Consider the following 12,282-nt stretch of genomic DNA (forward strand, 5'->3'; position numbering starts at 1 on the left):
AAGGCATGGGGATTCCATCCTACCGGAATTGCTGCAGTGCATGGCAACGGCTCCGCGCCTGCCATTGCTGGGCTGGCCGGGGGCCGTCACAGGTAGAATGGCGGCGATGACCCAGACCCCCGATTTCATCGCCCTGCAGACCATCGGCTGGCCCTGGCCGGGCCCGGCGCAGCAGGCCGACTGGCAGGCCATGATGGCCGCGCACCCGCAGGCCCGCCCGGCGCGGGTGATCGAGCAGCACCGGACCCATTACGTGGTGGCCGATGGCCCGGATGCGGCGATCAAAGCGGAGTCACTGCCGGAATGGCAGCGCCCGCGCTTCCCCAGCCACGAGCGGCCTGCAGTGGGCGACTGGGTGCTGCTGGACGGCATCCGCATCGTTGCGCTGCTGCCGCGTCGCACCGCGATCAAGCGTGGCGCGGCGGGCGAGCACTACCACCAGCAGGTGATCGCAGCGAACATCGATACGGTGTTCATCGTTTGTGGCCTGGATGCCGACTTCAATCCGCGCCGCATCGAGCGCTACCTGCTGCTGGTCGGCGGTGGCGGCGCCGAACCGGTGGTGGTGCTGACCAAGGCCGACCAGACCGAGTACAGCGAGGATGCGCTGGCGGTGCTGGAAGAACTGGAGATGCAGGGCATCGCGTTGCATGCGATCAACGGCCTGGATGCCGACAGTGTGGCGGTGCTGCAACCGTGGCTGGGCCCGGGCCGCACGGTGGTGCTGGTGGGCTCCTCCGGTGCCGGCAAATCCACGCTGACCAACACCCTGCTCGGCGAGCAGCGGATGAAGACCAACGCGGTGCGTGCCAACGATTCGCGCGGCCGCCACACCACCACCCATCGCGCGTTGATGCCGCTTCCGACCGGCGCCTGCCTGATCGACACCCCCGGCATGCGCGAGCTGAAACCGACCGGCGAAGAAACGCTGTCCGAAGGTGGCTTCGCCGACATCGAAGCGCTGGCCACGCAGTGCCGTTTCAACGACTGCAAGCACCAGCAGGAACCGGGCTGTGCTGTCCGCGCAGCGATCGACGCTGGCGAGATCGAAGAGAGCCGGCTGCTGAACTACTTCAAGCTGAAGGAAGAAGTGGCTGCCGCTGCCGCCAAGCTGGCGGTGCGCCAGGCCGAGACCGCGCAGGAACGTGGCGGCAGGAAGGGCAAGGGCCAGCAGTTCCGCCCGGCCGCCAAGCCGCGCCGGCGCTGATGGGTGTCGGGGTCGGATCCCATTGCCTCGCAATGGGCTCCGACCCCTGTATTGAACCCGCGTCTGCCTGCTTCGGGTGGGTGCCAACCTTGGTTGGCACGAATCTGTCCGCAGCCCGCCGTCGGCGCATGCCAACCAAGGTTGGCACCTACCAAAGCAAGGGCAGGGCGCTATAGTCCGCCCATGGAACCGACCGCGACGCTGGACCGTGAGGTGGCCCACCATGCAGCGCTCGATGCGCGCCTGGTCGAGGCCGTGGGAGGCATCCGCCTGCTGGGGCTGACCAGCTGGCCGGCCACGCTGCAGGCCCCGTTCCTGGACAGCGTGGCACGTGGCCAGCCGGTGCTGCCGAAGGTGGATTACCCGAGGCTGGATTTCAGCGAGGAGCGCCGCGCATTGGCTGCGATCGCCGCTGACTGCGATGACAGCCATCCGCTGGGCCACTACGTGCGGCAGTCGGCACAGAGCTGGGACCTGGCCGCGCAGCTGCTTGAGGGGCTGGGCACTGCCGCCGTCGATACCTGTTCGGTGCAGCTGTTCGGCGCGCCCGAGCAGCCGTTGCCAGGCAATGGCCCGAGCACGCGCGAAGCGGCGCGTCACTTCATCCAGATTGCTGCCGAACTCGATCACGAACTGCTGGCGCCGGAAGAGCAGGTGCCGGTCTCGGCCATTGCCCTGCAGCTGCAGCTGCAGAATGACTTGGATGCGTTCTTCGAATCGCGCATCATCCAGGTGCAGCTCGATCCAGAGCTTGTGTCCAAGGCCGCTGCCGGACCGACCCGCATCCGCCTGCGCACCAGTGCGCGCTTCAGTGCCTACGACCGCGCGCAGCTGTTCCACCACGAAGCGCTGGTGCATTCGCTGACCGCCTTGAATGGCCGCGAACAACCGGTGCTGCCCAGCCTGGCGTTGTCCTCGCCGCGGGTGACGGCCACCCAGGAAGGGCTGGCTACCTTCGCCGAACAGATCACCGGCAGCATCGACATCGAACGCCTGAAGCGAATCAGTCTGCGCACTGAAGCGATCGCGATGGCCCGCGAAGGCGCCGACTTCATCGAGGTGTTCCGCTACTTCTGCGATGCCGGGCAGAACGCCGAAGAGAGCTTTGCGTCGGCACAGCGCGTGTTCCGTGGGGTGCCGCCGAGTGGCGGCCTGGCCTTCACCAAGGACACGGTGTACCTGCGCGGCCTGGTGTCGGTGCATACCTTCTTCCGCCACATGCTGGCCGAGGACCGCCTGCAGGTCTGCCGCTGGTTGTTCGCCGGCAAGATGAGCCTGGCCGATGCGATCGCGTTCGCACCGTTGTTCGAGGCGGGGGTGCTGAAGCCACCGCGCTGGCTGCCGCATTGGGTGAGCCGGGCGAATGGGCTGGCCGGCATGCTGGCGTTTTCGCTGTTTGCCAACCGGATACGGATGGACCAGCTGGCGCCGGAATGAAATGCGTTGGCGGGATGATGCGCTGGCGCCTCGATTGATATCGCTGGGCGGCGGTGGCGCACCCTGGCCAGGACACGCCGTAAACCCATCCATGGGGGCTCGATCGGCGCATCCATGCGCCTCACGGTCCTGGCCAGGGTGCGCCACCGCCGCCAGACAGTTTCCCGCGCGGGCGGCAGCACATCAGCGCGCCGAAGGGATTGCGCTTGAAAATCTTGAAAAGCAAAGAGCCGGGCAATGCCCGGCTCTTTGCTCTTGCTCTTCTTTGTCCTCCGCACCGTGGCGCGGGAAACCGTCGAGCAGGGTCGGATGGGCCGGCGCAGGACCGTTGGCGCCATGGATGGCGCCATCGAGCCCCCATGGATGGGTTTACGGCGTGTCCTGCATGGGCCTGCCTACCCACGCCATGCAGGAACAATCAACGCGCCGCAGCGCCCGCTTTTGACTTAGAACTCCGCCGCCACCGTCATGAACAGCTGCCGCGGTGCGCTCGCATGGATCGCATAGCGCGTGCCCTTCGGATCGGTCGGTGCGAACGAGCTCAGCTGGCCGGCGTAGCGCTTGTTGGTCAGGTTGGTCGCATTCAACGACACCCGAACGTTGCGCAGGCCCAGGCCCGGGCCGAAGTCGTAGCCTGCACCGGCGTCGAAGGTGGTCACCCCGGGCACCGACTGGTCGTTGGTGTAGGTGTAGTAGCGCTTGCCGGTGTACTTGGCACGCAGGCTGGCGAAGAAGCCATCGCGGTTCCAGCTGATCTCGCTGGAGGCCATGCGCTGCGGCGTATCCACCGTGATCTTGCCGGCCACCGGCACGATCGCGCCGCCCGAGGTGTAGTCATCCTCGTAGGTGGTCTTGTTCCAGGACAGCGCGTTGTACCACTGCAGGCCGTCGATCGGCTTGAGGATGAAGGTCAGTTCCGCGCCGTGGCTCTTCACCGAACCGACATTGATGAAGCGCGTTACGCACTCCGGACGCGTGCCGACTTCGATGCTGGAACACGGGTTCAGCGACAGCAGGCGGTTGTCGAACTTCACGTTGTAGGCTGCGATCGAGGCCTGGTACTTCTCGCCGAAGGTACGGAAGCCGGCTTCCAGGCTCTTGGACTTCTCCGGCTCCAGGCCGACGCTGGCTGCGAACGATTCCGGCGACACCTGCAACGGGCCACCGCTGCCGCCACCGACGAAGGCGGCGATGTTCTCGGCGTACGAAGCGAACAGTTCATTGTTGGCGTTGAGCTTGAAGCCCAGGCCCACCTGCGGCAGCACCGACTTCTTGGCGGTCAGCGTGCCCGAAGCGATGCTGGTTTCCACGCCCGGCTGGGCGGTGGCGCGCATGCGGGTGTTCGGGCTCTTGATGCCCACGTCCACGGTCAGGCGCTGGTCGAGGAAGCGCATGCGGTCCTGCACGTAGAACTGGCGCGTGCGGATGTCGAAGTCCTGGTTGAACAGCAGGCGGTCCGGGTTCTTCAGGTACAGGTCGTCCAGGAACGGGCCGCTGATGTAGTAGAAGTTGCGCGACGCGTTATGGTCGTTCTGCTCGTACCACAGGCCGGCCTCCAGTTCGTGGATGCCCACCGTCCACGACAGCGCGGCGGTCACACCATCGCGGTTGATCGTGTAGTTGGTGCTGCGGATCGAAATCGGCAGCATCCTGTCGGTGCCCGGGTAGGACGGCTGGCCCGGTGCCCACCAGTGGCCCTGGCCACGGTTGTCGTGGTGGTAGGCCAGCAGCTTCAGGCGACCCTGCTCGCCCAGGCGCAGGTCGGCATCGACCGAATAGAGGTTGTCGTCGCGAAGTGCACGGCTCTGGTAGTACGCATCGTCGATGCTGTTGACGCCGCCGCTGAACCTGCAGCGCGCCTTGTTGTAGGTGCCCGGCGCGCAGTACGCAGCAGCGACGGCGCGGTCCCAGTCCGGTGCGTAGATGTTCCAGTCATAGCCCAGGCCGCGGGCCAGCATGTCCTTGGACAGGTAGGCGTAGTTGGCCTGGCTGGCGCGCGAGGTCGCCACGAACGCACCGAAACGGTGGTCGCCGATATTCCACACGGCCTTGGCGTTGAACTGGCGGGTGGTCTGGTTCTGGTACGGCGCGGCCCACATGTCCTGGTCCTGGTGCACGCCGGACACATAGGCCGAGAAGCCGTTGAGGTCGCCGGTGTCCACGCGCAGGTAGCCACGGCGCTGGTTGTTGTCGCCGACGGTGACGCTGGCGCGGCCACCGAATTCAGTGGACGGGTCCATCGAGAAATACTGGATGGTGCCGCCCAGGTTGCTGGTCGAAGCCACGCCCAGCGAACCGATGCCCTGCGACAGCTCGGCACCGGCCAGGTTCTCGGCAATGATCGCGCGGGCAATGCTCAGGCCGTTGTAGTTGCCGTAGCTGTTGTCACCCAGCGGGATGCCGTCCAGCGTGTAGCCGAGGCGGCTCTTGTCGAAGCCACGCAGGCTGATGGTCTGCGATTCCTCATTGGCACCGAAGGCATCGTTGGACTGCACCGACACGCCCGGCAGGCGGTCGAGGATCTTCTGGCCACTGGTACCCGGCGGCAGCACCTGCTTGTCGACGGTGGTGATGCGCTGCACCTGGCGGGTCTCGCCCTGGCCGATCACGGAGACGGTGTCCAGCGTCTGCGCGCTCAGCGCGGCATCGGTGCTGGCGCCGGTATCGGCGGCGGTGGCGGCATGGGCGCTGGTGGCGGCGGAGAGCGCGATCGCCACGGCGATCGTCAGGTGTCGGGTCTGCATGGTGGTCCGTTGCATGGGGGGTGGTCACCGGCACACGTGCGCGGTGCATGGCCACTATGCGAACGGAACATGAAACCTTCTTTACGAGAAACCAACGAACGACGCAGGCCCCCGTGCGTGTCCTGCAACCCGATAGAAAAAGGGGCCGGATCCCCCTCGCGAACGAAGATTCACCGGCCCCGCGTACTCCGTGGGGGAGGGCTCAACCCATGTACAGGCCACCGTTGACCGGATAGTCGGCACCGGTCACGTACGAGGCTTCATCCGAGGCCAGCCACGCGCACAGGCCGGCCACTTCCTCGGGCCGACCCAGCCGGCGCACCGGCACCGAGGCGGCCAGCCGATCCAGTACATCCGGCGGGAAGCTGCTGATCGCCTGGCTGGCGATGTAACCCGGCGACAGCGTGTTGACGGTGACCCCGCGCGAGGCCACTTCGGCGGCCAGTGCACGGCTGAAACCGTGCATCGCGGCCTTGGCGGTGGCGTAGTTCACCTGGCCGATCTGGCCCTTGTGGGCGCTGACCGAACCGATGTTGATGATGCGGCCCCAGCCGCGCGTGGCCATGCCATCGACCACCTGCTTGGTCAGGTTGAACAGCGCATTGAGGTTGGAGGCGATCACCGCGTTCCAGTCTTCCACCGTCATCTGCCGGAAAAGAAGGTCGCGGCTGCCGCCGGAGTTGTTGACCAGCACGTCCACTTCACCGACTTCTGCGCGGACCTTGGCGAACGCGGCGCTGGTCGAGGCCCAGTCGGTGGCGTTGCCTTCGGAGGCGATGAAGTCGAAGCCCTGTTCGCGCTGCTCGCGCAGCCAGTTGGCCTTGCGCGGCGAGTTCGGCGCGCAGCCGGCAACCACGGTGTGGCCGCTGCGGGCCAGGCTCTGGCAGATGGCAGTGCCGACACTGCCCATTCCACTGGTGACGTAAGCGATTCGAAGCGTCATTGCAGAAGGCTCCTTGGCAAAGGGTCAGGCGGCGAGGGGGTAAAGGCCGAACAGCAGGCTGCCGATCATCAGCAGCATCGAGATGGCGATGGCCCACTTCAGGGTGAACTTCTGGTGGTCGGCGAATTCGACCTTGGCCAGGCCCACCAGCAGGTAGGTGGAGGGCACCAGCGGGCTGAGCAGGTGCACCGGCTGGCCGGCCAGCGAGGCGCGCGCCATTTCCACCGGGGTGATGCCGTAGTTGCCGGCGGCTTCGGACAGGATCGGCAGCACGCCGAAGTAGAACGCGTCGTTGGACATGAAGAAGGTGAACGGCATCGACGCCACGGCGGTGATCACCGCCAGGTACGGGCCCCACGACTCCGGAATCACCGCCAGGAAGCTGTGTGACATCGCCTCGACCATGCCGGTGTTGTTGAGGATGCCGGTGAAGATGCCCGCGGCGAAGATCAGCGACACCACCGACAGCACGTTGCCGGCATGGTTGACCACGCGGCGGCGCTGTTCGGCCAGGTTCGGGTAGTTGATCACCAGGGCGATGGCGAAGCCGACCATGAACAGCACCGGCATCGGCAGCACGCCGATGATCAGCGCGGCCATCAGCGCCACGGTCAGGGCCAGGTTGACCCACAGCAGCTTCGGACGTTTGATGTCCTCGGCGTCTTCCACGGTCGGCAGCGGATTGCTGTCATCGGACACGCTGTTGTCCATCCAGCTGCCGCCCTTGGGCAGGGTCACCACGCCAAGGCGACGGCGTTCCTTCAGCCCCAGGTACCAGGCCAGCAGCAGCACGCCGGCACAGGCGATTACCATCGACGGGATCAGCGGCACGAACACATCGGCCGGGTCCACGTGCAGCGCGGTGGCCGCGCGTGCGGTCGGGCCGCCCCACGGAGTCAGGTTCATCACGCCGCCGGCCAGGATGGTCACGCAGGTCATGTTCAGCGCGTTCATGCCGAGGCGCTGGTACAGCGGCAGCATCGCCGAGACGGTGATCATGTAGGTGGTCGAACCGTCGCCATCGAGCGAGATCAGCATCGCCAGCACCGCAGTGCCCAGCACGATCTTCATCGGGTCGCCCTTGACGAAGCGCAGGATCACCCTTACCAGCGGATCGAACAGGCCGGCGTCGATCATCACCCCGAAGTAGAGGATGGCGAACATCAGCATCACGCCGGTCGGCGCGATCTTCTTGATGCCCTCCAGCATCATCTCGTCGATGCCGGCACCGAAGCCGCCGATCAGCGCGAACAGGATGGGAATGGTGATCAGGGCCACCAGCGGCGACAACCGCTTGCTCATGATCAAGTACATGAATGTAATGACCATGCCAAAGCCGAGGATGCTCAGCATCATCTGCGGACTCCTTGCGAAAACAGGATGTGGGGGAGTGGAAGGGGGCCGGGTGGTTTGCCCGGCACAGCTGGCTTAGAAGTCGTACTGCAGGCGGCCGGTGACCGCGCGCGTGCGGTCCACCGTGACCCCGGCCAGGCGGTCGCGGTTGCGGCTTTCGATCACGTTGAGCATGAAGCGCAGGTTGTCGCGCAGGTACCAGTTGCCACCCAGCGTCCAGGCTTCGGTGCTGCCACGGCGCAGGTCCGGCGCGCCATCGAGGTGCTGCGCGCCCCACATCTGGTCGTAACGCAGCGCCACTTCGAAGGCCCCAGCCTTGTGGCGGATGTCCTTGACCCGTGCGAAGCGGCCGGTCCTGCGGTCGTAGGCACGGCTTTCGCCGGTGACGAACCAGCTGAGCATGCCGTAGGCCGCCATCACGTCGCCGCGCTGGGCGCCATCATCGAAGGTGGCGCCACTGAACTCGCCCTGCCACGACAACGGGCCGCGCACCTGCGCGTATTCCAGCGACCACTTGTTGACGTCGGTATCGCGGCCGGCGGAGAAGTCGACCAGGGTCAGGCGGCTGTTGTCGGACAGGTGGCCGGCCGGGCGCGGGCGGATACGCAGGCCGGGCACGCCGTTGGCCCCCGGGTTGTCGTAGGCCTCGCGGGCCAGCGAGAGGCCCAGGTGCAGCACGTCACCGTCGCTGGGCGTGGGCGCCCAGGTGACGCGACCACCCGCCGCGCGGCCCTTCACCTGCCAGGCGTCGATGCTCTCCAGGCTGTAGAGGCTGGCCGCCCAGGTGAAATCCCCCGGATTGGCCTGCCAGGACGCACCCAGGCGGTACAGCGGCGCCAGCGTGGTGCCGGCGTTGCCGCGCTCCAGGAAGCTGCCGTAGTTGGAGCTGGTACGGTCATCCAGCGAGAAGTACTGCTTGAACTGGCCGACGGTCAGCTTGCCGGCCTCGCCGAAGCTGCGTGCCAGGTAGACATCCTTGGCCTCGACGCGGTCGCCGGAGAAGTCGGCTTCCAGCTTGTAGTCGACCACGAAGAATTTGCCGGACACGTCCAGCCAGGCGCGACGGATCTCGGTGTCGTCCTTGTTCGGGGTGCCGCGGTTGTCGTTGTCGAAGGTGGCGAAGTCCAGGTGCAGGCGGCCACCGAGGGTGGCGGTGACCGGGCGGTTGTCTTCGGCAGCGAAGGCCGGCGCCGACAGGGCAGCCAGCGCCATCATGGCGGCAGGACGCCGCCAGGCAAACGTGAATTCCACAAACCCTCCCAGGTGCGCGCCAGGCGCGCGGCAATCGTGGGCACCGGACGGTGCGCGGCCGCAGTCTGGGTCGGGCAAGCTGTCATCGTCCTGTCAGCAGTTTGTGCGGTGCAGCGTAAATCCGGCCGCTGCGCTCACTGGGCCACACCCGGCGAGCGCGGCGGCGGCATGCGGTAGCATTCGGTTCCCCTCCCACCCGTGTGCCCATGCGCCTGCTGCTGGTCGAAGACAACCCGGATCTGGCCGATGCGATCATCCGCCGGATGCGCCGCAGCGGGCACGCCGTGGACTGGCAGGCCGATGGCCTGGCCGCCGCCAGCGTGCTGCGTTACCAGAGCTTCGACCTGGTGGTGCTGGACATCGGCCTGCCCAAGCTCGATGGCCTGCGCGTGCTGGCCGGCATGCGCGAGCGCGGTGACAGCACGCCGGTGCTGATGCTGACCGCGCGCGATGGCATCGAGGATCGCGTGCAGGCGCTGGATGTCGGTGCCGACGATTACCTGGGCAAGCCATTCGATTTCCGCGAGTTCGAAGCGCGCTGCCGCGTGCTGCTGCGGCGTGCGCGTGGCCAGGCCAGCGAAGTGGTGCAGATCGGCGGCTTCCAGTTCGACAACGCTGCGCACCGGGTCAGCCTCGACGGCGAACCGATCGAACTGCCCAACCGCGAGTACCGCCTGCTGGAGATCCTGGTCGGGCGCCTCGGCCAAGTGGTCGGCAAGGATGAGATCGGCAACGGCCTGTTCGGTTTCGATGACGAAGCGGGCCCGAATGCCATCGAGTTGTATGTTGGCCGCCTGAGAAAGAAGCTGGCGGGCGCACCGCTGCGCATCACCACGGTGCGCGGTGTCGGCTATCTGCTGGAGGCCAGCGATACCCATGCCGACGCCGATGGCTGACGCGCGCGCTGCGACTGCGGCGCCGGGTTCGCTGCGGCGCACGCTGCTGCTCTATCTCGGCGTGCTGCTGGCGGTGTTCGCGGTGGCCCTGCTGTTCGCCGCACGCGATTACGGCCAGCGTGCCGCCAACCGTTCCTACGATCACCTGCTGGTGTCCTCGGCGCTGTCCATCGCCGATTCGGTGGCGCTGGTCGATGGGCAGTGGCAGGTCGATCTGCCGTATGCGGCGCTGGACCTGCTGGCGATGGCGCCGGAGGACCGCGTGTTCTATCGCGTGGCCGACAGCCGCGGCACGCTGATCACCGGCTACGATGACCTGCCGGCAGCGCCGCGCCGGCCCGGTACCCAGCCGCAGCTGTTCGATGCCACCTACAGCGGCGAGACCGTGCGCTTCGTGGTGGTCGGCCGCAGCTTCGCCGCTGCCTCGGCGCAGGGCGAGGTGCAGGTCCAGGTCGGCCAGACCCGGCGTGCGCGTGAAGCGGTCGCGCAGGACATGGTCAATCGCGCGTTGCTGGCGATCGGCGTGCTGTCCGGGCTGCTGCTGGCACTGGTGGCGTTCGGCGTGCATCGCGCATTCCGGCCGCTGGTGCGGGTGGAGCGCGAGCTGTCGCGACGGGAGCCGTCCGACCTGAAGCCGCTGGATGCCCGCGTTCCGCGCGAGATGGACCAGATGGTGGCGGCGCTGAACCGCTTCATGGAACGCCTGTCCAGCAGCAACGAGACACTGCGCGCGTTCATGGCCGAGGCTGCGCACCAGATGCGCACGCCGCTGGCGGCATTGCGCGCACAGGCGCAGCTGGCGCTGGATGATGACGATCCGGAGGACATGCGGCGCAGCCTGCAGGCGATCGAGCGCAACGCCACCCATATGAGCCGGCTGCTGAACCAGCTGCTCAGCGATGCCAGCGTGATCCATCGTTCGCATCTGCAGCGCTTTGCAGCGGTGGACCTGGCCGAGACCGTGCACCAGGCCCTGCATGAAGCGCTGCCGCAGGCCGGTCCGGCGCCGCGCGTGCAGTTGGCGATGACCGCCGAACCGGCATTGGTGCACGGCGATGCGCTGCTGCTGCGCGAGGCGATCAAGAACCTGGTCGACAACGCACTGAAGTACGGCGGTGACGGCGACTTGCTGATTGCCCTTACCGTGGAAGGCGAGCAGGCCGTGCTGACCATCGCCGACCACGGCGCGGGCATCGCCCCGGCCGATGCCGAGCGCGTATTCGAGCGTTTCGCCCGTGGCGAAGGCGCGCCCTCAGGTGGTGCCGGGCTGGGCCTGGCCATCGTCAAGCGCGTGGTCGACAGCCATGGCGGCCGCATTGACCTGAGCAACCGCCCGCAGGGCGGGCTGGTCGCCACCATCCGCCTGCCCCGGAGCAGTCCATGATCCGCTTGTTCGCCACGACTGTTGCGCTGCTGCTGGCCCTGCCGGTGTTGGCCGCGCCCGGCGATGTGCGCCGTTTTCCCGCACAGGGAGCGGCCACCGCTCAGCTGCGCATCCACGGCACCACCGATATCGAAGTGTTCGCGGTGGTCATCGCCGACTACCAGCGCCTGCACCCCGGCACCGAGGTGGTGTACGAGGACATCATCACCCAGGACCTGTACGCACGTTACCTGCACGACCGCGGCGGCCCGGCATCACCAGACCTGCTGATCTCCAGCGGCATGGACCTGCAGACCAAACTGGTCAATGACGGTCACGCGCTGCCACACCGTTCGGCGCAGACCGCCGCGCTGCCGGCCTGGGCACAGTGGCGCAACGAGGCGTTCGGCATCAGCTACGAGCCGGTGGTGATGGTCTACAACACCCGCGCGATTCCTTCGGCCAAGGTGCCGCACACGCGCCGCCAGCTGCTGGACCGGCTGCGTGCTGAAGGTGCACCCCTGCGCGGCAGGGTCGGCACCTATGACATCGAGCGCAGCAGCGTCGGCTACCTGTTGGCGACCCAGGACGCGCAGCGCGGCAGCATTGCCGGCGCGCTGCTGGGCGCGCTCGGCGACAACGACGTGGTGCGCGAGGAGCGCACCGGCGTGCTGCTGGACCAGGTGGCCAGTGGCCAGCTGTCGCTGGTCTACAACGTGCTTGGCTCCTACGCGCAGGCGCGCGTTGATGCCGGCGCGCCGCTGGGCATTGTGGAGCCCGAGGACTACACGCTGGTGGTGCTGCGTACCGCAGTGATCCCGCGTACCGGCCCACACCCGGAAGAAGCCCGGCGCTTCCTCGACTACCTGCTGTCGCCACGCGGCCAACAGGTGCTGTCGCGCGAGGCACGGCTGATGCCGATCGTGACCGGCAACGCGCGCGGCGATGATGCGCCGGGCCGCAGCCGCCGCCCGATCCAGCTGGGTCCGGGCCTGCTGGTGTATCTGGACGCGCTCAAGCGTCGCCAGTTTCTCGATGCCTGGCGCAGCAGCGTCGAGCCGGCCGGGCGCTGAGGCGGCGACCTGCCC

9 protein-coding genes are annotated in these 12,282 nt (G+C 67.2%); 5 read left to right on the plus strand and 4 right to left on the minus strand.

What is annotated here, in order from left to right; genetic code table 11:
* Window positions 1–97 precede the first annotated feature (97 nt).
* A complete protein-coding gene (rsgA, locus tag ACM0PB_RS05985; RefSeq protein ID WP_065196455.1) occupies window positions 98–1,207 on the plus strand; it encodes a ribosome small subunit-dependent GTPase A in 1,110 nt (369 codons plus the stop codon).
* Between the two features lie 183 nt (window positions 1,208–1,390).
* Entirely contained in the window at window positions 1,391–2,644 is a 1,254-nt protein-coding gene (locus ACM0PB_RS05990; RefSeq protein WP_065185365.1) for a flavohemoglobin expression-modulating QEGLA motif protein, read from the plus strand.
* Between the two features lie 446 nt (window positions 2,645–3,090).
* Here the strand turns inward: ACM0PB_RS05990 and ACM0PB_RS05995 are convergent, their stop codons facing one another.
* The 4 genes from ACM0PB_RS05995 to ACM0PB_RS06010 all read right to left on the minus strand — a co-directional run bounded on the left by ACM0PB_RS05995 (window position 3,091) and on the right by ACM0PB_RS06010 (window position 8,899).
* Entirely contained in the window at window positions 3,091–5,388 is a 2,298-nt protein-coding gene (locus ACM0PB_RS05995; protein ID WP_414604775.1) for a TonB-dependent receptor, read from the minus strand.
* 202 nt (window positions 5,389–5,590) lie between these two features.
* The gene (gene phbB / locus ACM0PB_RS06000) at window positions 5,591–6,331 is read right to left on the minus strand and encodes an acetoacetyl-CoA reductase (RefSeq protein ID WP_005419193.1); all 741 of its coding nucleotides are present in this window, start codon (window positions 6,329–6,331) and stop codon (window positions 5,591–5,593) included.
* Window positions 6,332–6,355: 24 nt separating this feature from the next.
* Window positions 6,356–7,684, minus strand: a complete 1,329-nt coding sequence (locus ACM0PB_RS06005; protein WP_235649184.1) for a CitMHS family transporter — start codon at window positions 7,682–7,684, stop codon at window positions 6,356–6,358.
* A gap of 75 nt (window positions 7,685–7,759) precedes the next feature.
* Window positions 7,760–8,899 carry an OprO/OprP family phosphate-selective porin gene (locus tag ACM0PB_RS06010; protein ID WP_065196452.1) on the minus strand — a complete coding sequence of 380 codons (1,140 nt, stop codon included), beginning with the start codon at window positions 8,897–8,899 and terminating at the stop codon, window positions 7,760–7,762.
* A 242-nt stretch (window positions 8,900–9,141) separates the two neighbouring features.
* On the opposite strand from ACM0PB_RS06010, the gene ACM0PB_RS06015 reads away from it, so the two are divergent.
* Genes ACM0PB_RS06015 through ACM0PB_RS06025 form a run of 3 tightly spaced genes read left to right on the plus strand, consistent with a single transcriptional unit; the run spans window position 9,142 to window position 12,267 of the window.
* A complete protein-coding gene (locus tag ACM0PB_RS06015) occupies window positions 9,142–9,831 on the plus strand; it encodes a response regulator transcription factor (protein WP_005419188.1) in 690 nt (229 codons plus the stop codon).
* The gene (locus ACM0PB_RS06020; RefSeq protein WP_414604776.1) at window positions 9,824–11,215 is read left to right on the plus strand and encodes a sensor histidine kinase N-terminal domain-containing protein; all 1,392 of its coding nucleotides are present in this window, start codon (window positions 9,824–9,826) and stop codon (window positions 11,213–11,215) included. The genes ACM0PB_RS06015 and ACM0PB_RS06020 overlap by 8 nt, the downstream gene beginning before the upstream one ends.
* Complete coding sequence (locus ACM0PB_RS06025) at window positions 11,212–12,267, plus strand: ABC transporter substrate-binding protein (protein ID WP_095377943.1); 1,056 nt, start codon at window positions 11,212–11,214, stop codon at window positions 12,265–12,267. The genes ACM0PB_RS06020 and ACM0PB_RS06025 overlap by 4 nt, the downstream gene beginning before the upstream one ends.
* The last annotated feature ends 15 nt before the right edge of the window (window positions 12,268–12,282 follow it).

The sequence above is a fragment of the Stenotrophomonas sp. AR029 genome (assembly GCF_047520695.2).
GTDB lineage: Bacteria > Pseudomonadota > Gammaproteobacteria > Xanthomonadales > Xanthomonadaceae > Stenotrophomonas > Stenotrophomonas sepilia.

What these genes read in the sequence shown, in the direction of transcription:
- ACM0PB_RS06015 (WP_005419188.1), top strand. Translation starts at nt 9,142, where the DNA reads ATGCGCCTGCTGCTGGTCGAAGACAACCCGGATCTGGCCGATGCGATC.
- ACM0PB_RS06020 (WP_414604776.1), top strand. Translation starts at nt 9,824, where the DNA reads ATGGCTGACGCGCGCGCTGCGACTGCGGCGCCGGGTTCGCTGCGGCGC.
- ACM0PB_RS06025 (WP_095377943.1), top strand. Translation starts at nt 11,212, where the DNA reads ATGATCCGCTTGTTCGCCACGACTGTTGCGCTGCTGCTGGCCCTGCCG.
- ACM0PB_RS05995 (WP_414604775.1), bottom strand. Translation starts at nt 5,388, where the DNA reads ATGCAGACCCGACACCTGACGATCGCCGTGGCGATCGCGCTCTCCGCC.
- ACM0PB_RS06010 (WP_065196452.1), bottom strand. Translation starts at nt 8,899, where the DNA reads ATGATGGCGCTGGCTGCCCTGTCGGCGCCGGCCTTCGCTGCCGAAGAC.
- rsgA (WP_065196455.1), top strand. Translation starts at nt 98, where the DNA reads ATGGCGGCGATGACCCAGACCCCCGATTTCATCGCCCTGCAGACCATC.
- ACM0PB_RS06005 (WP_235649184.1), bottom strand. Translation starts at nt 7,684, where the DNA reads ATGCTGAGCATCCTCGGCTTTGGCATGGTCATTACATTCATGTACTTG.
- ACM0PB_RS05990 (WP_065185365.1), top strand. Translation starts at nt 1,391, where the DNA reads ATGGAACCGACCGCGACGCTGGACCGTGAGGTGGCCCACCATGCAGCG.
- phbB (WP_005419193.1), bottom strand. Translation starts at nt 6,331, where the DNA reads ATGACGCTTCGAATCGCTTACGTCACCAGTGGAATGGGCAGTGTCGGC.